This is a genomic window from Microbulbifer aggregans (assembly GCF_001750105.1).
GTDB classification, from domain to species: Bacteria; Pseudomonadota; Gammaproteobacteria; order Pseudomonadales; family Cellvibrionaceae; genus Microbulbifer; species Microbulbifer aggregans.
In genome coordinates this window covers 2,919,185-2,941,921 of the sequence record NZ_CP014143.1, presented here as the reverse complement: position 1 = coordinate 2,941,921, position 22,737 = coordinate 2,919,185, and the positions used below count along the sequence as shown (strand labels likewise).

At 59.3% G+C, this 22,737-nt stretch carries 18 protein-coding genes; 14 read left to right on the top strand and 4 right to left on the bottom strand.

The window, feature by feature from the left end; genetic code table 11:
- Positions 1–99: 99 nt before the first annotated feature.
- The 3 genes from AUP74_RS12815 to trxB all read right to left on the bottom strand — a co-directional run bounded on the left by AUP74_RS12815 (position 100) and on the right by trxB (position 2,568).
- On the bottom strand, positions 100–819 hold the full coding sequence (locus AUP74_RS12815; RefSeq protein WP_069947917.1) for an arginyltransferase: 720 nt from the start codon (positions 817–819) through the stop codon (positions 100–102).
- Positions 812–1,531, bottom strand: a complete 720-nt coding sequence (gene aat / locus AUP74_RS12810) for a leucyl/phenylalanyl-tRNA--protein transferase (protein ID WP_069947916.1) — start codon at positions 1,529–1,531, stop codon at positions 812–814. The genes AUP74_RS12815 and aat overlap by 8 nt, the downstream gene beginning before the upstream one ends.
- Positions 1,532–1,617: 86 nt before the next feature.
- The gene (trxB, locus tag AUP74_RS12805) at positions 1,618–2,568 is read right to left on the bottom strand and encodes a thioredoxin-disulfide reductase (RefSeq protein ID WP_069947915.1); all 951 of its coding nucleotides are present in this window, start codon (positions 2,566–2,568) and stop codon (positions 1,618–1,620) included.
- 453 nt (positions 2,569–3,021) lie between these two features.
- Between trxB and AUP74_RS12800 the strand changes: the two genes are divergently transcribed.
- The 7 genes from AUP74_RS12800 to AUP74_RS12770 all read left to right on the top strand — a co-directional run bounded on the left by AUP74_RS12800 (position 3,022) and on the right by AUP74_RS12770 (position 10,975).
- On the top strand, positions 3,022–5,364 hold the full coding sequence (locus tag AUP74_RS12800; RefSeq protein WP_069947914.1) for a DNA translocase FtsK: 2,343 nt from the start codon (positions 3,022–3,024) through the stop codon (positions 5,362–5,364).
- A 79-nt stretch (positions 5,365–5,443) separates the two neighbouring features.
- The gene (lolA, locus tag AUP74_RS12795) at positions 5,444–6,055 is read left to right on the top strand and encodes an outer membrane lipoprotein periplasmic chaperone LolA (protein ID WP_069947913.1); all 612 of its coding nucleotides are present in this window, start codon (positions 5,444–5,446) and stop codon (positions 6,053–6,055) included.
- Positions 6,048–7,394, top strand: coding sequence for a replication-associated recombination protein A (locus tag AUP74_RS12790; protein ID WP_069947912.1), 1,347 nt, complete (start codon positions 6,048–6,050; stop codon positions 7,392–7,394). The genes lolA and AUP74_RS12790 overlap by 8 nt, the downstream gene beginning before the upstream one ends.
- A gap of 50 nt (positions 7,395–7,444) precedes the next feature.
- The gene (gene crcB, locus AUP74_RS12785; RefSeq protein WP_069947911.1) at positions 7,445–7,819 is read left to right on the top strand and encodes a fluoride efflux transporter CrcB; all 375 of its coding nucleotides are present in this window, start codon (positions 7,445–7,447) and stop codon (positions 7,817–7,819) included.
- Between the two features lie 18 nt (positions 7,820–7,837).
- Positions 7,838–9,127 (top strand): serine--tRNA ligase, encoded by a 1,290-nt coding sequence (serS, locus tag AUP74_RS12780; protein ID WP_069947910.1) that lies wholly within the window; start codon positions 7,838–7,840, stop codon positions 9,125–9,127.
- A 136-nt stretch (positions 9,128–9,263) separates the two neighbouring features.
- Complete coding sequence (gene cysG / locus AUP74_RS12775) at positions 9,264–10,646, top strand: siroheme synthase CysG (protein WP_069948882.1); 1,383 nt, start codon at positions 9,264–9,266, stop codon at positions 10,644–10,646.
- 104 nt (positions 10,647–10,750) lie between these two features.
- A complete protein-coding gene (locus AUP74_RS12770; RefSeq protein ID WP_226999790.1) occupies positions 10,751–10,975 on the top strand; it encodes a hypothetical protein in 225 nt (74 codons plus the stop codon).
- A 54-nt stretch (positions 10,976–11,029) separates the two neighbouring features.
- Here the strand turns inward: AUP74_RS12770 and AUP74_RS12765 are convergent, their stop codons facing one another.
- A complete protein-coding gene (locus AUP74_RS12765; protein ID WP_069948881.1) occupies positions 11,030–13,387 on the bottom strand; it encodes a penicillin acylase family protein in 2,358 nt (785 codons plus the stop codon).
- A 305-nt stretch (positions 13,388–13,692) separates the two neighbouring features.
- Between AUP74_RS12765 and AUP74_RS12760 the strand changes: the two genes are divergently transcribed.
- From AUP74_RS12760 to atpD, 7 genes are all read left to right on the top strand, one after another.
- The gene (locus tag AUP74_RS12760; protein ID WP_069947908.1) at positions 13,693–16,296 is read left to right on the top strand and encodes a TonB-dependent receptor; all 2,604 of its coding nucleotides are present in this window, start codon (positions 13,693–13,695) and stop codon (positions 16,294–16,296) included.
- Between the two features lie 171 nt (positions 16,297–16,467).
- A complete protein-coding gene (gene egtB, locus AUP74_RS12755) occupies positions 16,468–17,757 on the top strand; it encodes an ergothioneine biosynthesis protein EgtB (RefSeq protein WP_069947907.1) in 1,290 nt (429 codons plus the stop codon).
- 2 nt (positions 17,758–17,759) lie between these two features.
- Positions 17,760–18,725, top strand: a complete 966-nt coding sequence (egtD, locus tag AUP74_RS12750) for an L-histidine N(alpha)-methyltransferase (RefSeq protein ID WP_069947906.1) — start codon at positions 17,760–17,762, stop codon at positions 18,723–18,725.
- The gene (locus AUP74_RS12745; protein WP_069947905.1) at positions 18,697–19,290 is read left to right on the top strand and encodes a DUF411 domain-containing protein; all 594 of its coding nucleotides are present in this window, start codon (positions 18,697–18,699) and stop codon (positions 19,288–19,290) included. Before egtD ends, AUP74_RS12745 begins: the two co-directional genes overlap by 29 nt.
- Before the next feature lie 99 nt (positions 19,291–19,389).
- Positions 19,390–20,388, top strand: a complete 999-nt coding sequence (locus tag AUP74_RS12740) for a hydrolase (RefSeq protein ID WP_069948880.1) — start codon at positions 19,390–19,392, stop codon at positions 20,386–20,388.
- An 11-nt stretch (positions 20,389–20,399) separates the two neighbouring features.
- Positions 20,400–21,311, top strand: coding sequence for a pirin family protein (locus tag AUP74_RS12735; RefSeq protein WP_069947904.1), 912 nt, complete (start codon positions 20,400–20,402; stop codon positions 21,309–21,311).
- 16 nt (positions 21,312–21,327) lie between these two features.
- Positions 21,328–22,728, top strand: a complete 1,401-nt coding sequence (gene atpD / locus AUP74_RS12730) for a F0F1 ATP synthase subunit beta (RefSeq protein ID WP_069947903.1) — start codon at positions 21,328–21,330, stop codon at positions 22,726–22,728.
- Positions 22,729–22,737: the final 9 nt, after the last annotated feature.

Here is a 22,737-nt window from a genome sequence, read left to right as displayed (position 1 = left end):
AATGCTTAGTTCATACTTCCGCGCCGGCACGGCCGCGGTACGACGGGCGTGCATTTTGCACGAAAAGCTACTGCAGAGCAAAGCCCGGCTCCAGAACCCCTAGGGTGAACGCAGGGACCAGCGGTTGTCCCGCAGCAACTCGGTGGGCTGGAACTGGCGCTTGTAGGCCATCTTCTGGCACTCCTCGATCCAGTACCCGAGGTACAGGCTTGGAAGTCCCAGCCTTCTTGCCCACTCAATCTGGTAGAGAATGCAGTAGCTGCCGAGGCTTCGGCGGGTCTCGTCGGGATCGAAGAAAGTATAGATCGCAGAGATTCCCGCCGTGAGCACGTCAGATACAGCGGTGGCCACCAGTCGACCCCTGGCCCGGAACTCGATATAGCGGGTGGCGCCCCAGGCCGGCGTGAGGAAATTGCGAAACTGGTCGCGACTGGGCGGATACATCTCACCATCCTGGTGGCGGCGCTCGATGTATCGCGCATAGAGTTCGTAGTGCTCATCGGTATCGATGTTCTCTACGTGAAAAATATCCAGATCCCGGTTCTGCTTCCAGCAGCGCCGCTGGCTGCGGTTGGGCACGAACAGGCCCACCGGGACCCTCGCCGGGATGCAAGCCCTGCAATTCGCGCACTGCGGACGATAAAGGTAGGCGCCACTGCGCCGGAAGCCCAACTCCGAAAGGCGACTGTACAGGCGCTGGTCGATGGGCGTCTGCGGATCCACGAATACCGTGGTCGCCTCCTGATCCGGAAGGTAACCACAGGGGTGGGGCAGAGTGGCCAGCAGGCGGACAGAGTCCAGCTGGGAGTACTTACTCATAGGTCCACGTCAGGCTCCATGGCTGCGGAAAGGGTGTCATGGCGATTCCCGAGCGAAGTTCGCGCTCGAAGGTCTCTCTGGGCACCTCCACTGCACCGAGACTGGTCAGGTGGGGATTGCTCACCTGGCAGTCGATCATCGGGCAGCCCCACAAGTCTAATTGGCGAACCAGGTGAGCAAAAGCGACTTTTGAGGCATCGGTGACCCTGTGAAACATGGACTCGCCGAAAAAGATCCTGCCCAAGGCGACGCCGTAGAGCCCTCCAACCAGCTGATCCCGCTGCCACACTTCGACCGAGTGCGCATGGCCACGGCGGTGTAGCGCCAGGTAGGCTTCGAGCATGTCATCGGTGATCCAGGTTTCATCCGCATAGGAGCGCGGGGCCCGGCAGGCGGTGATGACATCCTTGAATGCCCGGTCGAAACTCACCGAAAAGTCTCCTCTTCGCAGCACCTTCCGTAAGCTGCGACCAATGCGATAACGGCCCGGAAAAACCACGCAGCGAGGCGAGGGGCTCCACCAGAGGATTGGCTGGTCCTCCGAGAACCAGGGGAAGATCCCCCGTTCGTAGGCCGCAAGAAGCCAGTCGGGGTTCAGCTGGCCGCCGATGGCGAGAAGACCATTCGGATCCAGCAGGGCGTTGGCCGTGTCGGGGAAGTCGATGCGATGCTCGTCCAGCAGCGTCAATCTACCCTCGGAGTTACCGCTCAAGATACACCTCGCGGGCAGGAGCCTGGGCGGATAGGCGGGAGGCAGTCGCCGCCGCTACTCCAGCGGCGACTGACGGTCGGGACTTATCAGTCAGACAGGGAGTCGAGGTAGCGCTCTGCATCCAGGGCCGCCATGCAGCCAGTACCCGCAGAGGTAACTGCCTGACGATAGATGTGATCTGAAACATCACCGGCCGCAAATACACCCGGGATAGAAGTCTGGGTCGCGTTACCATCCAATCCGCTCTGGACAATGATGTAGCCACCGTTCATCTCCAGCTGGTCTTTGAAGATATCGGTATTGGGCTTGTGACCGATGGCGATGAACACCCCGGATACGTCCAGCTCCTTGGTGGAATCATCCTGAGTGCTGCGCAGGCGCACACCCGTTACGCCGTTATCATCGCCGAGGACTTCGTCCAGGGTCTGGTGCCAGCATACGTTGATGTTGCCGTTTTCCACCTTGTCCATCAGGCGGTCCTGCAGGATCTTTTCTGCGCGGAGTTCGTCGCGGCGATGGATCAGGGTAACTTCGCTGGCAATGTTGGACAGGTACAGCGCCTCTTCCACTGCGGTGTTGCCACCGCCGACAACAGCCACTTTCTGGTCGCGATAGAAGAAACCGTCACAGGTTGCGCAGGCGCTGACACCACGCCCCTGAAAAGCTTCTTCGGAAGGCAGGCCAAGATACTGCGCTGATGCGCCGGTGGCGATGATCAGTGAGTCGCAGGTGTAGGTTTCATTGCCCTTCAGCACGAAAGGACGCTGCTTCAGGTCGACGGAATCGATGTGATCGAAAATGATCTGCGTTTCAAAGCGCTCAGCATGCTGCTGCATCTGCACCATCAGGTCCGGGCCCTGCAGCTCCGCTACGCCGCCTGGCCAGTTTTCAACCTCGGTAGTGGTAGTCAGCTGTCCGCCCTGTTGCATGCCGGTGATCACAACCGGTTGCAGGTTGGCGCGAGCGGCGTAAATGGCGGCAGTGTATCCGGCTGGGCCAGAACCCAGGATAATCAGGCGGTGATGGTTATTGCTCATGAAAGACTCTTCAACAAACTGATGAACACAGTGTACGCGCTATCCGCGCACCGGGTCCCGGGGCATCATGCCGTGACGGGGCCTATTAGATCAGCGCGTATCATAGGGGATTGAAGGGGGGCGGCGAAATAGTTTGGCTCTATATCCCCAATTAAGGGCAATGATTTCACTAATCGGACCTCACTGGTTGAGCAAAAATTGCACGCGGCGCGCATTTCGACAAAGCTCAACAAAACTCACAGTTTGTATTAGAAAAATGCCCTAACATTCTGATTTACAACAAGGTTTTGTTACCTGACACTGATTCTGGAGTCGTTGCGCGGTAGCATTTCGCACAGCGCTGTAGTACACAGTCGCCTAGAGCCGCGGGAAGTGAGCGGCTGAGTAACAAAAAGAAGTAACTGGGGCAGCCTCGCAGGCAGCAGCGGGGCGCGAAGAAATTGAGGTAAGCCATTGAAGGCCGACAGCGCGAGCGCACAGAGTAGCCGGGAAGCCGCCGGTGAACCCGAATCCCTGATTGCCAGATTTCTCCGGGAGGGAGCCCTGATCTCCCTGCTCGCGGGCGCGCTGCTTGTGGCGATCAGCCTTCTCAGCTACGCCCCCCAGGACCCGGGTTGGTCCCACACCGGTGTCGGTGGGGAGATTCACAATGCCATCGGCCCGACCGGGGCCTGGCTGGCAGACGTGTGTCTGTCGCTGCTCGGCTGGATGGCCTATCTCTTCCCGATCCTGATCGGCTGGCGGGCGGTTGGTATCCTGCGCGACCGCAATGCCCGTTTCCACGGCCCTCTCTTTACGCTCCGGGTGGCCGGGCTGATCGTTTTACTGGTAACCGGTGCCGGCCTTGCGACGCTTTGCTTCGCCGAGATGGAGCAGCCGCTGCCTTTCTCCAATGGCGGCATCGTCGGAGCAGCCCTGGCGACGGCAGGGGAGGCGAGCCTCGGCTACGTTGGGGCCACCATTCTCTTGCTGGCACTGTTTGCCATTGGGATTACCGTATTCACGGGGCTGTCCTGGCTGCGTCTGGCAGATGCTATCGGGCAAAACCTGCTCGGTTTCCTCGGCTGGCTTGGCAACAGGATACAGCGCGCCCGTCAGCAACGGGCCGAAGAGCGTGTAGCGCGAGAGGCGGTTGTCGTGCGCAAGGCGGCAGTGCTGGAGGAAAAGCAGAGGACAGCCAAGCGCATCCCACCCAAGATCGAACCCGTGGCGCCCGCGCCGAAGCCAAGCCCCCGTGCGGCGAAGGAAAAGCAGGGCGAGCTTTTCTCCAGCGGTCCTGTGACCGGCAAGCTGCCTCCACTGGAGTTGCTGGATGCGGCCGACCAGAACAAGAAAGCGGGCTTTTCCCGGGAATCCCTGGAGGCCCTGTCGCGGCTGCTTGAGCTGAAGCTCAAAGACTTCGGCGTCGTAGCCGAGGTAGTGTCTGTATTGCCCGGCCCTGTCGTGACCCGTTTCGAGATTCAACCGGCACCCGGGGTCAAGGTAAGCAAAATCAGTAACCTGGCCAAGGATCTGGCCCGCTCCCTGGCGGTTATCAGTGTTCGCGTGGTGGAAGTTATCCCCGGCAAGTCCGTCGTCGGTATCGAGATCCCCAACGAGAATCGGCAGATGGTGCGCCTGACCGAGGTGCTCTCAGCGGATGTCTACGAAAACAGCAAATCGCGACTGACATTGGCCCTCGGTCACGACATTTCCGGTCAGCCAGTGGTGGCCGACCTCGCCAAGATGCCCCACTTGCTGGTGGCGGGAACGACGGGCTCAGGTAAATCCGTGGGCATTAACGTGATGCTATTGAGCCTGCTGTACAAGTCGACACCGGAAGAGGTCCGCCTGATTCTGGTAGACCCGAAGATGCTGGAGCTGTCGGTTTACGAGGGCATTCCACACCTGCTAACCCCGGTCATCACCGACATGAACGATGCTGCCAATGGCCTGCGCTGGTGCGTGGGTGAAATGGAGCGTCGCTATAAGCTCATGGCTGCCATGGGAGTCCGCAACCTGGCGGGCTTCAATCGCAAGGTCCGGGAGGCTGCTGAGGCCGGCGAACCTCTGACCGACCCCACCTGGCAGCCGGACCCGATGTCTAGTGTCCCGGAGGCAGAGCAGACCCGACCTGAGCTCAAACCGCTCCCGGCCATCGTGGTGGTCATCGATGAATTCGCCGACATGATGATGATTGTCGGTAAGAAAGTAGAGCAGCTGATCGCACGTATTGCACAGAAGGCGCGAGCTGCTGGTATTCACCTGCTGCTCGCCACGCAGCGGCCATCCGTGGATGTCATTACCGGCCTGATCAAAGCCAACGTGCCGACCCGAATCGCCTTCCAGGTTTCCTCTAAAGTGGATTCCCGCACCATCCTCGACCAGGGCGGGGCGGAACAGCTGCTCGGCCATGGCGACATGCTGTACTTGCCGCCCGGAAGCGGAGTGCCTGTGCGTGTCCACGGCGCCTTTGTTGATGATCATGAAGTGCACAAAGTCGTGGCCGACTGGTGTCGGCGTGGAGAGCCTGACTATATCGATGGCATCGTCGATGAGAGTAACAACTCTATCCCTGTGCCGGGTATGCAAACCGAAAGTGGAGAGGGCGACGATCCAGAATCGGATGCGCTCTATGACGAGGCGGTGGCGTTCGTCACCAAGTCTCGCAAGGCCTCCATCTCCTCGGTGCAGCGACAGTTGCGGATTGGCTATAACCGCGCTGCAAGAATTATCGATGCCATGGAAGCTGCAGGTGTTGTCTCGCCGGCCGGACACAATGGCAACCGCGAGGTGTTGGCGCCGCCACCAGCCTGATTGCAGCGTCCGCGCATTCAGGTGGAGTTCACCCGCCGCCATCTAATCTTTAGGGACAGTCCCGAAATGGATATCAGCAATGAAAATGTTTTTGCGTAATGCCTTGCTCGCCCTTGGCCTGGTCTCCACTGGCGCCCTGGCCGATGCCACCGATGACCTCAGCCGCCTGCTGCAACCCCTCGGTGCTATCTCAGGAAAATTCAAGCAGACCCTCATCGATGAACGTGGTGAGGTGCTGCAAAAGAGCAGCGGTACATTCTCGGTCCAGCGACCCGGTAAGTTGCGCTGGGAAACCGGTGAGCCTTTCCCGCAGCTGCTGGTGACCAATAATCGCAAGCTGTGGCTGTACGACCCGGACCTGGAACAGGTCACCATCCGCCCGGTCGACAACCGACTCAAGGAGACACCGGCACTGTTGCTCGGCGGCAAGGTCGAGGAGATTCGCAGTTCCTTTGACGTCAATGCGAAGGATGGCGCCTTCCAGTTGACACCCAAACGCGCCGACGCCCCCTTCAAGGCCATGGAAATCCGCTTTTCCAACCAGGGCCTTCCGTCGGGAATGACCGTTCGCGACGGCATGGGGCAGACCACCAAGATTCAGTTCAACCGGGTCCAGGCCAATCCGAAGCTCACTGACTCGCTGTTCAACTTCAAGCCACCTGCGGGGACGGACATCATTCGCGATGAGTGACCTTTTTGCGAGTCAATCGCGAAACCAGCCGCTAGCCGCGCGCATGCGCCCAACCTCTCTGGCCCAGTATATGGGCCAGAAGCATTTGTTGGGTGCGGGAAAACCCCTGCGCGAGGCCGTTGAGCGCGGCCAGCTACACTCGATGGTTCTGTGGGGACCACCGGGCGTCGGGAAGACGACCTTTGCGCGACTGCTGGCCGAAGAGTGTGATGCCCACTTCACCACGCTCTCCGCAGTGCTGGCTGGGGTCAAGGATATCCGCGAGGCCGTGGCCAGGGCCGAGCAGCAGCGGGCCCAGAGCGGGCGAGGCACCATCCTGTTCGTGGATGAAGTGCATCGATTCAACAAGGCCCAGCAGGACGCGTTTCTGCCCTATGTCGAAGAGGGCACCGTTACCTTTGTCGGTGCGACCACAGAAAACCCTTCCTTCGAGCTGAATAACGCACTGCTGTCCCGCTGTCGGGTCTATATGTTGCGCAACCTCTCGGAAGAAGAACTGCTGCAGTTGCTGCACCGTGCGCTTGCCGAAGACGAGGCACTGCATAAGTTGCAGCCTGAGATCGACGAGGAGATTCTCGCCAAGCTCGCACGGGCTGCTGACGGCGACGCCCGCAGTGCACTGAACCTGCTGGAAATAGCCTGCGACCTGTCGCGGGAAGAGGGCGGCCGTTACGTGATTGATGAGGCGGTCCTGGCAGAGGTCTTGAGCGCCGATGTGCGGCGTTTCGACAAGGGGGGGGACTATTTCTACGACCAGATTTCAGCCCTGCACAAGGCGGTGCGCGGCTCAGACCCGGATGCCGCGCTCTATTGGTTCGCGCGCATGATCGACGGTGGTTGCGATCCGCTCTACGTGGCGCGCCGTGCCGTGCGCATGGCCAGTGAGGATATCGGCAACGCCGATCCACGCGCGCTACAGATTGCCCTCGGCGCCTGGGATGTGCAGGAACGCCTGGGCAGTCCTGAGGGGGAGCTGGCCATCGCACAGGCGATCGCCTACCTCGCTGTCGCCCCCAAAAGCAATGCTGTCTACAGCGCCTACAAGCGGGTGCTGGCGGACGTGCGCCGGGATCCCAGCTACGAGGTCCCAATCCACCTGCGCAATGCGCCGACCAAGCTGGCCAAGAGCCTGTCCCACGGCGCCGAATACCGTTATGCCCACGATGAGCCCGACGCGTTCGCTGCCGGTGAGAATTACTTTCCGGAAGCGATCGCCGAGCGACGTTATTACGAGCCGGTTCCCCGCGGACTTGAGCTCAAGATCTCTGAAAAACTGGAAAGACTGCGCCAGCTGAACCTCGAGAGTCCGCAGCGGCGCTATCCGTCCGGCAAGAACTGACCAACACAGGGGCCACCTCACGGCTTGGGGTGGAAGAATGGGGAGAGAGGATGCAGTGGCTGGCAATTGCAGTGGGCGGGGCGATCGGAGCCCTGGTTCGCCATCTGGTAAGTGTCTGGAGTTACCCCGTGTTCGAGGGCCGCTTTCCACTCGGCACCCTGATCGTCAACGTCCTGGGCTCTTTCCTGATCGGTGTGGTATACGTGGCAATTATTGAGCGCGGCATGCTTTCTCCCGAATGGCGGCTGCTACTGATGACCGGCCTGTTTGGCGCCCTGACCACATTCTCCACATTCTCGCTGGAAACACTGCTGTTGTGGCACAATGACCAGCCCCTGATGGCCCTCGCCTATATTTTGATCAGCCTGGTGCTCTGCCTGGCTGCCACCGGCGTGGCCATCGCCCTGACCATGAAATATTTATAATGCGGTAAACAAAGCACCATGCTCGACCCCAAACTCATTCGCAACCAGATGGATCAAGTGGCCGCGACTCTGAAAAAGCGCGGTTTTGAACTCGACACGGCCCGCCTCCAGGAACTGGAGGAGCGGCGCAAGGAGCTGCAGGTTCGTACCGAGAGCCTGCAGAGCGAGCGCAACAGCAAATCGAAGAATATTGGTCGAGCCAAAGCCCAGGGTGAGGACATTGCGCCGCTATTGAAAGAGGTGGAGTCCCTCGGCGGCCAATTGAGCGAGGCCAAGGAGGCGCTCGGTGAACTGCAGCAGGAACTGGACGCGATACTCTCCGCTATCCCCAACCTGCTGGATGAGGCCGTCCCGGAGGGGGAGAGCGAAGACGACAATGTCGAGGTGCGTACCTGGGGCATGCCCCGCAGCTTCGACTTTGAGGTTCGCGACCATGTAGATCTGGGCGCACAGCTGAACGGCCTGGACTTCGAAGTGGCTTCAAAGCTGACGGGCTCGCGCTTTGCCGTGATGACCGGTCAGGTCGCCAAGCTGCACCGTGCCCTGGCCCAGTTCATGCTGGACATGCACATCGAGGAACACGGATATCGCGAGGCCAACGTTCCGGTCATCGTGAATGCGGACTCCCTGTACGGTACTTCACAGCTGCCCAAATTTTCCGAAGACCTTTTCAAGCTGGAAGACGAGCGGGATTTCTACCTGATCCCGACGGCGGAAGTGCCGCTGACCAACCTGTACCGTGACGAGATCGTCGAGGATGCCGCCTCCCTGCCGCACAAGTATGTGGCCCACACGACCTGCTTCCGCTCCGAGGCCGGCTCCCACGGTCGCGATACACGCGGCATGATTCGCCAGCACCAGTTCGAGAAAGTTGAGCTGGTCTGGTTCGCCCGTCCAGACCAGTCTGAGCAGGCCCTCGAGGACCTTACCGGCCACGCGGAAAAGATCCTGCAAAAACTCGACCTGCCGTATCGCACAGTGATTCTCTGTGGTGGCGATATCGGTTTCGCCGCACGGAAGACCTACGACATCGAAGTATGGCTGCCATCCCAGGATAAATACCGGGAGATCTCTTCCTGTTCTCTCGTCGGCGATTTCCAGGCCCGCCGTATGAAGGCACGCTGGCGGAACCCGGAGACCGGCAAGCCCGAACTGCTACACACCCTGAACGGTTCCGGGCTCGCCGTTGGTCGAACACTGATCGCGGTGCTGGAGAACTACCAGCGTGAGGACGGCAGCATCGAGATCCCGAACGCACTGCGCCCATACATGGGTGGCAAGGAATCGATCAACCCCGATAAGAAGTAACAGCAGCAGGGCCTCCCGCGGCTTGCTGGCATACGGGAGGCCAACTTGGAATTCAATTGCCGAATACACAGGCAACTGATTTAAACGGTTTGTGGCCGACTCTCACCTGCTGGCCACATCACAGGGAAATTCCTTGGTGCGATACCTGCCACTCGCGTTTGATTTACGCGGCCGCCCCTGCGTCATTGTCGGGGGCGGCGCGATAGCCACCCGCAAAGCGCGCTTGCTGCGCAAGGCAGAGGCGCGCCTGATTGTGGTAGCCCCCGAGGTTGGCGAGGAGCTTAAAGGGCTTGTGCGCGAGAGTGGGGGCCAGTTGTTCCAGGCCAACTACCGGGCGCAATTCCTCGATTCGGCCGAGCTGGTTATCGCTGCCACATCGGACTCTTCGGTGAACGCCGAAGTCTCCAGGGATGCCCAAGCTCGCCGCCTTCCGGTCAATGCGGTCGATGCACCCAGCCTGTGCACATTTACCTTTCCCTCAATCGTTGAGCGCGGCTCCATCGCAATCGGCATCAGCAGTGGCGGCGCAGCGCCAGTGTTGGCTCGCGGCATTCGGGCGCAAATGGAAGCCCTGCTGTCACCGCGGCTCGGTGAACTCGCCGAACTGGCAGCCAGATTCCGCGACACCGTCAAGCAAGCGCTGCCCGAGCCGGCGCGCAAGGGCTTCTGGGAGTGGGTTTTCTCCGGGCCAGTAGCTGCCGAGGTCGAGGCGGGCAGGGCGAAGGAGGGAGAGCGCCTGCTGCACGCGGCCCTCGCCGAACCGGATACGCGCTCCCTGAATCGCGGCGAGGTCTATCTGGTCGGTGGCGGCCCCGGCGATCCCGACCTGCTGACATTCCGGGCGTTGCGCCTGATGCAGCGGGCGGATGTGGTGCTTTACGACCGGCTGGTATCCGATCAGGTACTGGAGTTGGTCCGTCGGGATGCCGAGCGCATTTATGTAGGAAAAAAGAAGCAGTTTCACTCCGTGCCCCAGGACGATATCAATCAACGCCTCGTGGATCTGGCGCTGGAGGGCAAGAAAGTATTGCGACTCAAGGGCGGTGACCCCTTCATTTTCGGTCGCGGCGGCGAGGAGATCGACAAGCTGGCGGATGCCGGCATCCCCTTTCAGGTGGTGCCGGGAATCACGGCGGCCTCTGGCTGTGCGAGTTACGCCGGCATTCCGCTCACCCACCGCGATCACGCCCAATCTGTGCGCTTTATTACCGGCCACCTCAAAGAGGGGGAGCTTCATCTGCCCTGGCGTGAACTCGCGAGTCCGGCTCAGACCCTTGTTTTTTACATGGGTTTGACGGGGCTGGAGACAATTTGCCATCAGCTCGCGGCTCACGGCCTTCCAGCGTCGACACCGGCAGCACTGGTCGAGAAGGGCACTACGCGCGAACAGAGGGTGGTAGTCGGAGACCTGGATTCGCTGCCCCGGCTTGCCGTGGAGAAAGCCGTGGAGGCTCCAGCGCTGACCATTGTCGGAGGGGTTGTCGGCCTGCACAAAAAGCTGAGCTGGTTCGAGCCCTGATTCTCACATCGTCCCCCGCCTGACCGCATCTATACTGCTATGGAAGCGGAAAAGCGGTGTGGATTATGTGGCTGGCCTGGATCCGGTTTTACTGCACTTTAATAGTGCGCACTTTCCTCCCCAGAGAGAGTGAAATCTGTCTGCCGGATCCGGAAGACGCGCATTCCCGTCGTTATTCACGGCGCTACCGCCACAAGCGTGGCTGGGTCAAAAACCTCTGGATTGCCGCCGGTGTACTGATGCTCTGCTTTCCGTTGCTGCCCTTCGTAGTCCCCCTGGGCTTGCTCACGTCCTTTATCTCTTTCGCCTTACTCGACGAAACCGCATAACGGGAATACTTCTCCGCCGAAGATGCAGGGCGGTCAATCCCGCCCTGCAATAAATCAGTGGAGGGTCAGTCGATAGCGGGTGGCCTGCTCTTTGAGGGGGGAGGGGCGACCCTCTACCCAGTCCCGATGACCATTGGCGAAAAACGGAGAGAGCGGGTGCGCGCTCTGGCCGGTGGCCATATGGAAAATGGCGGCATCGGTTCGACCGGGTGAAACCACCAGGCGCTGTGAGGCACCATGGGTCGGCGACTGGAAGCGGGGCATATGGGTGTCACCGGGCAGTGGGTCTGCTGGCATCGCGGTAAACCAGTTCACGAGATCAACAGCCTTGCCCAGTGGATGCTGAATGCGGGCGGTATTCTCGCTGCCCCAGTTCTGTTGATCCAGCGGTCTCTCATCTTCCGCCATCTCGGTGAGCACTGCGTCCAGTGCTGCCAGTTTCAGTGACGACCATGACTCGAACTCCGGGTTCAGGAGATGCGCAGGTTCGCGGGTCGCCATCTCCCAGATGCTGTACTCGAACTGACGTTTGGTGGGCCCAAAGGAGAAGTCCGGCTGGAAACGACGCATATAGGTGAGAATCGGCGCCGTTGTCAGCTCCATAAACTTGAGGCGGTAGTTGCGGACAATGCGGTAACCGACCGAATCAACGGCCGCCCGGCCGCCCCAGCTGGAGACATGGCCGTACACATCCTCGTAACCCTCCAGGCCATCCAGAGTCTGGAGCAGCTGCTTCTGCCAGCGAGCGAGAAACACCGCCCGATCATCCAGCTGGATGTCGAGCAGATCCTGCTCGGTAAAACTGTTCCGGGCCATCAGGCCGTCGCGAATCTGCTGCTGGCGAGCGCCAAGGGCATAGCCGTGATCTCCCATTACCCGCAGGAACTCCCCGTCCATGGTGCGGGCGTTAGCGGTCCAGATCCGATGGGAGGGTGGGTTGAAGATGCGAGGATGCTCCTCCGGGGGGAGGTAACCGTCCCAATAGGCTTCACCGTTGGCCCAGGACACAGAGCGATCGCCGGCCAGGCCCACCCGTCGGGGTACCGGTCCGCCAACCGTCCAGCCGATGTTACCCGCCTGATCCCCAACCACCAGGTTCTGGTGTGGAATACCGAGCTGCGGCCCGAGATCCAGTGCTTCACTGGCCGAAGTTACCGTCTCCATGCGCAGCAGGTTCAGGTTGGCGCCGCGCACATCATGCGCAACCCAGCGATACGCGAGCGGGGTGCCGCGATGGTCTTCAGCAACAACCGGCCCCCAGATGGTCTTTCGCACTTCGACGCTTTCCGAAGGAGCCCCTTTGACCGCAATCTCTTCCCTGGCAACTTCAAACTCCTGCCACCCTTTGGGCGTCCGATAGCGGGTGCCGTCCTCACTCACTTCCAGGCGAATCAAGTCCCCCCAGTCTGCCGTGGTGTTGGTAAAGCCCCATGCGACCAATCCATTGGTACCAACAACTGCGATAGGGCCGCCAGGGAGTGTGGCGCCACGCATAGCTCGGTCAGTGCCGGGGATCGTCCAGCCGGCGCGGTACCAGATGTTGGGAACATTGAGGCCCAGGTGCATGTCATCCGCCAGAATGGCACTACCGTGTTCGGTTAGCGCACCGCCGACAACCCAGTTATTACTGCCGTAAATCTTGTCATCGCTCTCCATCCGCTGGTACACGACGGGATCGCCGTCTTCCAGCAGTGAAGCGAGGCTGGTAGTGGGCAGAGAGATCGGCTCTCTTGCGTTACCCATCAGTGGTGCGTCCCACTGGCCACCATCGGGAAAATAGAAGTCATAAAGGTCGGCGGGCAGCAGTTCCGCCAACGCCGTGTCGCGCCACTCAAATTTACCTACCGGGCTCTGCAGGGTCAGGTACATGCTGAAAATGGTGAGCAGACTGTCGGCTTCCGTCCAGGGCTCGGGATCGGTTCCCAGCAGTAGATACTCCCATGGAGCTGCACCAAGTTGACCCAGCCCGAAATTCACCCCGGCGACATAGCGGCTGAGGACCCGGCGATCTTCCTCCGGCATCGCCGCTATGTTGCGCTCCGCTCGCGCGCGGAACTGGTGTCGCCGAACCTCACGATCGTGCTTGAGCGCTGCAGGTCCCACCAGCCCTGAAAGTTCGCCAGCAGAATTGCGCCGTAAAAGGTCCATCTGGAAGAACCGCTCCTGGGCGTGGAGAAAGCCGAGGGCGAAGGCGATATCAGAGCGATTGTCGCTGGATATAAAAGCGATGCCCTGAGCATCTCGCTCGATGGTGACTGGTTTGGACACCACTCCCGTCTCGAGACTTCCCTCGAAAACTGGCAGGCTCTGTCGCAGCCAGAGCCAAGCCGCGACCAGCAGCGCTACGACGAGGGCCAGCAGCCCGAAGATCAGGCGTTTCAGGTTGCGGCTGTTGAGCAGAGTAGGGGACATGATGGATTCCAGCACTAAGTTCTTAATTTTTATACGGTTAGTAACACTTTGATGGCGCATATTAACAAGTAGCATGGCGCCAAAACAGTTACTCTGGGACATGTGGCAGTCACAGAAAATCGTTTAAAGAGGAATCTAATGCCAGTAAAGTGCACCAAACCCTCGGGATACGAACAGAACTGACCAGTCATGAGAAAAAAGTCATAACAGGCTTTAAAAACGGAATCCTGCGCCGTAATATGGCGCGGAATAACAAAAACCCGAGAACATCACGCTTTTCTGATAACAACAAACGCGAGGACGCGATGATGCACAACGCCGATCAGACCGGTAAAAGCCGGCAATTCAGCCTGTCTTCACTCTCCGGTGCCATTGCCATTGCCACCGCGATCAGCAGTACCGCCTATGCCGCGGAGATCGAGGAAGTAGTGGTAACCGCGCAGAAGCGCGCGGAGAACCTGCAGGACGTTCCCATTGCCATCTCCGCCTTCACCGGCGAGAACATGGAAGCAATGGGCGTAGAAAACCTCACCGACCTGGGTAAGTTTACTCCCGGCGTCGAGATGAACAACGACACCCCGCTGCAGCCGACTTACAGCATTCGCGGTATCCAGACCGGTGACTTCACCGTGGGTTCCGACCCTGCTGTGGCAGTGTACGTGGACGGTGTTTACACCGGTCGTGGCGCCGGCGCAGAAGTGCCGCTGGCTGATATCGAGCGCGTGGAAGTACTGAAAGGCCCGCAGGGTACCCTGTTTGGCCGCAACGCCACCGGCGGTGCCATCCACATTATCACCAAGAAGCCGCAGGCCGATGACACCACCGAAGTCAGCCTGACTGCCGGCAACTACGGCCGCCAGTCTTCCGACCTGCTGCTGAACAAGCAGCTGGCGGACAACGTTTACGGCCGCATGACTGTCTCCAACAACCGTCGTGATGCCTGGGCGGACAACCTGGCTGGTGGTTTCAACGCCGGCAACCAGGACACCCAGACCTACCGCGTCTCCCTGCTGTGGGAGCCGAGCGCGAATACTGAGGTACTGTGGCGCGCCAACTACGGTGTCATGGATCAGGGCAGTGCACTGCGTTCCTCCATCGTACCGAGCCTGCAGGCTCTGGACGGTGGCACCAGCGTATTCGGTGACTATGCACTGGATACCCCGACCATCGAGGATCGCGACGCTTTCGGAACCTCCCTGACCGTTACCAGCGACTTCGAAGATTTCACCTTCACCTCCATCACCTCCTACAGCGGCTTTGACGCCCACCTGCAGCAGGATGAGGACGGTACTTCCCTGGCTGACTACAAGTTTGGTTCCGCCAACTTCGACGACCAGACCCAGTTCTCCCAGGAATTCCGCCTGAACGGCGCCTCAGATACCTTCAAGTGGACCGTAGGCGCGTCTTACTCCCAGGAGAAACTGGAGCACCTGACGGAAGCTTACTTCACCTCCGGCTCCCTGGAATCCTTCGCAGTTTACGAAGGTCTCAAGGGTAACTCTGCTGCCTTCGGCATCCCGCAGGATGTGTTTGACTCACTGAGCCAAACCGAGCAGGAAGATATGGCAGTGCAGGTCCGCCAGGCGATGATGATGGGTGGCCAGGAAGGTCTGGCAGTGTCCAACTTCGTCTACCAGCTGCTGGCCGGCTCTGGTCAGTTGGACCAGGCTCTGAACCTTGGCGCCTTCGGCCTCACCGGCCTGACTGCGTCCCAGAACCTGAACCCCCAGGATATGGTTGCCCAGCTGATGCGCGGCATTCAGCCGTGGGTAATGGCCGACGCTGCCTGGAACGAAAACGTACTCAACACTGGTGACTACCGCTCTGCGGCCATCTACGGTGACGCCACCTGGAGCCTGACAGATCGTATGGACCTGACCATCGGCGCGCGTTACACCGCCGACGAGAAGGACTTCACCATCGAGACTGCTTACCAGAATATCCTGCCGCTGACATTGGGCGGCCCGGTAGAGCTGGTCAACCTGCCTGCAGGCTACCCGGTCCAGGGCACCATCATGCTGCCGACCGTTGACGCCGGCATTCCGATGGGCCTCGCGTTCTTCAATAACGGCCAGCCCATGCTGGATTCCGAGCTGAGCGATAGCTGGAGCGATATTTCCGGCCGTATCGTGCTGGATTATCGCTGGAACGATGACGTGATGACGTTCATCTCTCTGGCGGACGGCTTCAAGGCTGGTGGTTTCAACTCCCTGAACTTCGGTCCGGGTGTAGAGGCCTCCTTCGACCAGGAAGACGTGGTCAACCTCGAAATCGGTATGAAGAGCAGCCTGTTCGACAACCGTGTGCGCCTGAATACCTCTGTATTCGCCTACGAATACAACAACCTGCAGGAGCTGGACCTGGTTGGTACTCCAATCCCCAGCTACAACCTGCGTAACTCCGATGCCGAGGGCACCGGTGCCGAGGTGGAAGTTCAGTGGGCCGCGACTGACAACCTGTTCATCGCCGGTAACTACTCCTACCTGGATACCGAGTTCACCCGCTTCGGCTACATCGAGGCCATCGGTGAGACAGCGGAAGACGCCGCAGCGCGCGTGGGTCAGCCGCGTGTATCCACCCCGGAGAACAAGTTCAACCTGATGGCTGAGTACACCGTACCTATGACCTCTGGTGCCGACCTGGTCTTCCGCGGCGACTACAACTGGACGGATGAGCGTATCGGCTCTATCTCCGATCCGACTCGTATCATCGAGGACTACCAGCTGCTGAACCTGCGCGCAGCGTGGAACAGCGCTTCCGACCGCTACTCTGCAGCCCTGTGGGTGCAGAACGCGACCGACGAGGAAATCGCCGGTGGTTACGGTGGTACTGGTGCTGCTATCGGCGCCAGCCCGGGCTGGCGCTACATGCCACGCATGTACGGTGCGGATTTCACCGTACGCTTCTAATTGTCACTTTCGACAATCAGAACGAGAAAGGCCGGCTCTGCCGGCCTTTTTTGTGCCTGGTGCAAACACGAAAAAGGAGGCGCCAGATCGCGTTTCTCGACTGGCAAATTCATGGGATTGCCGCCAAAACTGCGTATGATGAAGTGAAGTCTGACGCGGAATGTATACGGAATGACACTCCCAGCGCCTGAGGTATCCAGAGAAGTCCAGTCCCGCCTCCTCAGCCGCTATCGGCGAATTCGAAACGAGACAGAATCCCTGGCAGATCCGCTTTCGGCGGAAGACATGCAACTGCAATCAATGCCGGATGCCAGTCCCACCAAGTGGCACCTTGCCCACACCACCTGGTTTTTCGAAACTTTTATTCTGCGCCAGGAAATACCGAATTACAGGGTCTTCGACCCCGCCTATCACGAGATCTTCAACTCTTACTACAATTCGCTCGGCCAGCCATTTAGTCGCCCCCATCGCGGCATGCTCTCCCGCCCATGCCGGGAGGAAATCTACGAGTACCGACAGTTTGTCGACAGGGCCATGAGCCGCTTGCTGGGTGATATTGAAATCGATGGCGCACTGCACAAGCTCGTCACGCTCGGACTCAATCATGAACAGCAGCACCAGGAACTGCTGCTTACCGACATCAAACATGCCTTTTCAATCAATCCCGGCTACCCGGCCTACCTCGATGCCAGTGAGGAAGAGGAGGAGTCCCCATCCGGCCCGGAGCCTCTGGACTGGATCGAGATTGCAGGTGGCACCTACAGTATCGGTGTCGAGGGAGAAGATTTCTGTTTCGATAACGAGGGACCAGCGCATCGCAACCTATTGCGGGATTTCCGCATCGCTTCCCGGTTAGTCACCAATGGTGAATATCGCGAATTTATCGAGGACGGCGGCTATCAGGAGCCCCGATTGTGGTTATCTGACGGGTGGGCGTGGGTTCGAGAAACACAGGCGCAACACCCAGCCTACTGGCGCAACAGGGAAGGGCGCTGGTACCAGTTCACTCTCGCCGGCCTGCAGCCGGAGCAGGACGCAGAGCCGGTCTGTCACCTGAACTTTTACGAAGCCGACGCCTTCGCAAGCTGGGTAGGCCAGCGCCTCCCCACTGAATTTGAATGGGAAGTGGCCGCCTGCCAGCTGCGGGCACCCGACCAGCTGGCTGCTGCCAACCTGCTGGAAAAGCGCAACTGGCGACCACAGGCGGCTCGAGGCCAAAGACAGTTTCTCGGCGACGTCTGGGAATGGACCTCCAGCGCCTACTTACCGTATCCGGGCTTTCGGGCCAGTGCTGATGCGGTCGGCGAGTATAACGGCAAGTTTATGTGTAACCAGAAAGTGTTGCGGGGTGGCTCCTGCGTCACGCCGGCGGACCATATCCGCATGAGCTATCGGAACTTCTTTTACCCGCACCAGAGCTGGCAGTTTTCCGGCCTCCGCCTGGCAGGAGATAACCCGTGAATATGGCAATCAACCCACCCCATAACGGCGTAGACCCAGAAGTGCAGGTCTTTCTGCAGGACGTCATCAGTGGACTGAGCCGCGACCAGAAGACCTTGCCCTGCAAGTATCTTTACGACGAATCGGGATCCCGTCTGTTTGAGCGGATTTGCGAGCTGAAGGACTATTACGTAACGCGGACAGAAGCGGACATTTTCTCCGGTAAGCTCGAGCAGATGGCGAGCGCAATCGGTCCCGATGCACTGATCATTGAACCCGGTGCAGGCAATTGTGAAAAAGTAGAACCCTTGCTGGAAGAGCTGACCTCACCAGCAGGCTATATGCCGATGGATATTTCTCCCGAAATTTTGCTGGCAGCGCGAGCGCGCATCCAGGCCCGCCTGCCAAATCTGCACATTCACGCTGCTGTCGGCGACTTTACAGCCCGGGCAGTATGGGACGAGCTACCCGCGATGAAGGCCCGTCGCAGAGTGATTTTTTTTCCAGGCTCAACCATCGGCAATTTTGACCCGGACCAGGCCAGCGTCCTGCTATCCAGCTTTGCCAATAGGCTTTCGACAGGAGATGCACTGCTGATCGGTACTGACCTGGATAAGGACCCGGTTGTACTCGAGCGGGCTTACAATGACAGTGAGCAGGTCACCGCCAGGTTTAACAAGAACCTGCTAAAGCGGATCAACACCGAACTCGGTGCCGATTTTGATCTTTCAATGTTTTCGCATCGCTCTTTTTACCACCCGATCAGACAGCGGGTGGAAATGCATCTGGTCAGTCTCGCTGACCAGAGCGTGCATATCAGGGGGGAAACCTTCCACTTTCGGGAGGGCGAGACCATACACACCGAAAATAGCCATAAGTACACCCTCGAAGGGTTCAAAACCCTTTTGAAGTCTGTCGGCTTCTCGACGGCCTACCAATGGACTGACCCGAGTAATCACTATGCCATCCACTTTGCGGAAGTTTACTGATTCTATCCGTGCATTCGCGGTCCTTGGTGCTGTTCTGCTGGTAACGCTCCCCACGGTTGCCGAGGAGACGAAGGAAAGCTCCGGTATCGAAAGCCGGGAGGAGACACTGGTCACCTTTAACCAGGAGGACTTGACGGTCTTCAAGCATCGTTTTTGCTTTTGCTGCAAAGACTGGATTGAGCATTTGCAAAGTGCGGGCATGAGCCCGGCGGTGACGAATCGCAGCGACATGGGCAAAGTGAAATCCCAATGGGCAATTCCGGAGGGATTCGGTAGCTGCCACACAGCGGTATGGCGAGACCGCTATGTGTTCGAGGGCCATGTACCCGCTCGCCTGATTCGCCAGTTCCTGAGCGACCCACCCGAGAATGCTCTGGGCTTGTCGGTCCCCGGCATGCCCGAGGGTAGCCCGGGCATGTACAAGGGCAACGACTTCGAGCCTTACAACGTTTACCTCCTGTTACTGGGCGGCGACTACCAGCTCTATGCACGGGTTACTCAGGCGGAGCAAGAGAATCCGCAAAACGATACCAGCGCATCAGACGCGGCCCAGCGGAACCCCTAGGACCGCCACCCCTGTTCGAGCCGTAAAGAGGCGACTGCGGGCTTTTCATTGTTTCAGGCCGGCGCTATCGTGTCAGGCTCCCAAGCCAGATCTGTCGTCATGTCAAAGAAGTTTGTTCCCGCTACCGGCCTTGGTAATTGCCATCTCCAGACCCTTTTCCCCCGGCTGCACCGGTCCACGCCATGGATAACCACCCGGGTTCGCTGGTTCGAAACAGATGACGGGGACCGTTTGGCCATCCATATGCCAAAGCCCCTGTTCGACTCGGAGCGGCACCCACTGGTCCTTCTGCTGCACGGGCTAGAGGGTTCCGTTTCATCGCCCTACATACAGGGCATGATGCAACAGCTGCTTGATTTAAAGCTGCAAGTCGCCGTGATGCACTTTCGGGGCTGTGGTGATGTGCCTAACCGGCTGCCCCGGGCCTATCACAGCGGCGACAGTGACGACCCACGCTGGCTCACGGCAAAACTCAGGGCCCTATATCCGAATACACCCATTGCGGCGGTGGGCTATTCTCTCGGGGGCAATGTGCTCCTCAAGTGGCTGGCGGAGGACGGTGACCAGTGCCCACTGGCTGCTGGTGTGGCGGTTTCGGCACCGATGGACCTGCACGCCTGTAGCCGGCGGATCAATAGCGGGTTTTCACGAGTTTACCAGCGCCATCTGCTGCAAAGCTTGCGAAGAAGCCTGGAGCGGAAAAGTGAGGATCCGGGAATCAGGGCCGCGCTGCCAGATCTCACCAATCGGGAACTGTTCGCGGACTTCCGGCGGTTCGATAACGCATTTACTGCGCCGCTACATGGCTTCCGGGATGTGGACGACTATTACACCCGTGCATCCAGCAAGCCGCTGCTGCAAAAGATACGACGCCCGACCCTGATCATTCACGCTGAGGACGACCCGTTTATCTGCTCATCCGCCGTCCCGCGCCAAGAAGAGGTCAGTGAATGTGTGGAATTGGCAATCAGCCGACAGGGCGGGCACGTCGGCTTCATTAGTGGCAGCTTGTGGAAGCCCCACTACTGGCTGGAAGAGAGAATACCTGCGTATCTGATGAAACAGCTGCAAAACACCGAAAACAAAGATATGAAATAGGAGTCGCGAAGGTGAGCAACCTGACCCGGGAAGTGGAACAGCAGTGCGACATCGTTCAGGGCTGTGACGCCGTGGACCTGATTATCGAGCCCAGGGAGCGGGATCTCGGTGGCTTTTCCGTCAGGCGTGTACTCCCTGCCCGTGAACGGAGAATGGTTGGCCCCTGGATTTTCTTTGATCATATGGGCCCAGCGGACTTCCCGGCCGGGCAGGGGATCAACGTCCGCCCACATCCCCATATCAATATTGCAACGGTGACCTACCTTTTTGAGGGGGAAATCCTTCACCGGGATTCGCTTGGCAGCCTGCAGTCCATCCGGCCGGGCGACATCAACTTGATGGTGGCAGGTTCGGGTATCGTTCACTCGGAGAGGGAGCGAGACGAAGTGCGCAGCCTGCCACATCGGCTGCACGGGCTGCAGTTGTGGCTGGCGTTGCCGCAAGAAGAGGAAGAGTGCCCACCCGAATTCCATCACTATCCCTCTGCTGACATTCCCGCCGTGGAGGTGGATGGCGTACCGGTTCGTGTCATGATGGGGAGCGCTTACGGCGTCACCTCACCGGTCAAGACATTCGCCAAAACACTCTACGTTGAGGCGCACCTGCAAACCGGACAGAAATTGTCGATACCATCAGGAGAGGAGCGCGCCATCTACGTCGCCGATGGTGAAGTCCGCGCCCGTGACAATCGCATTCCTGCGTACGCGATGGCGATCCTCAAGGATACTGAGGGAGTCGAAATAGAGGCGGTAAAACCGAGCCGTATCGCCATCGTCGGTGGAGAGCATCTGGGCGACCGCTTCATAGACTGGAACTTTGTCTCCAGCCGCCGTGAGCGAATTGATCAAGCGATCCAGGACTGGCGGGATGGCCGATTCGCAAAGGTGCCCGGTGACGAACAGGAGTTTATCCCTTACCCCTGAAGGAGGGATATGCCAGATGGGAGCCTCAGGCTCAGCGGAAACAACCGATAAGCAAGCGATCGGGGTGATCAGCGAAGTTCACGGCCCGGTGGTGACTATCGAATGCCAGTTCCTACCACCACTGCATCAGGCACTGTTGACGCCGCTCGATGGTGATTCCTGCCTGTTTGAAGTGCATCAACATGTTGACCAGCGCCATGTCCGAGCAATCACGCTGCACCAGACTAGCGGTTTGCGTCGGGGCATGGCGGTCTACGATACCGGCGCCCCCCTTCACATCCCGGTGAGCCCCGAGTGCCTCGGCAGACTCCTGAATATCTTTGGCGAACCACTCGATGGCGGCCCGCCCCTCGCGGCAGAGGCCTATCGTAATGTTCACGCCCCGCCTGCGGCACTGTGGGATTCCATTGGTACCGGTGACCTGTTGCAGACCGGTATCAAGGTGATCGACCTCCTGTGTCCTTTTGTCCGCGGTGGCAAAACCGGCCTGTTTGGCGGCGCGGGCGTAGGCAAGACCGTGCTGATCATGGAGTTCATGCATGCGGTTGCCGCTCTGCATCAGGGAGTTTCGGTCTTTGCCGGCGTCGGCGAGCGGATCCGCGAGGGCCATGAACTCTGGCATGAAATGCGTGAAGCGGGCGTGATGGAACAGACACTGATGGCCTTCGGGCAGATGGATGAGTCGCCGGGCGTCCGCTTCAGGGTTGGGCTCTCCGCGCTCAGTTACGCAGAGTACTTGCGAGACACTATGCAACGGGAGGTGCTGTTTGTAATGGACAATATCTTTCGTTTTGTGCAGGCGGGCAGCGAAATCTCCAGCCTCCTGGGGCGTATGCCGGCGACAGTTGGTTATCAACCGACACTGATTTCGGAGGTGGCGGAGATGCAGGAGCGCATACTGTCGACCCGCGCAGGCGCCATTACTTCGGTGCAAGCCGTGTATGTACCGGCAGATGATATGACCGACCCGGCAGTAGACGCGATCCTGGGCCATCTGGACTCGTCCGTGGTGCTGTCCCGCGAGCAAGCGGGGAAGGGGATTTATCCCGCCGTGGAGCCTCTGCAGTCAGGAAGCCGTGCCATGGATCGGCACGTACTTGGCGACCGGCACTATGCGATCGCAGAAGGGGTACGGGAGCATCTGGCGCGGTATCGGGAACTTGAGGACATTATCGCAATGCTCGGCATCGAGGAACTGTCCGAGCAGGATCGGAAGACCGTTTTGCGCGCACGCAAGCTGCAACGCTACCTCACGCAACCGTTCAACGTCGTGACGTCCCAGACCGGAATACCCGGTATCAGTGTCAGCCTCGATGACACAATCAAAGACTGCGAGGCGTTTTTACGTGGTGAACTGGATGAGCTGACAGAGGAGCAGTGCTATATGCAGGGAAGCATCAGCAACACTGCTCATTGATGTGAAAAT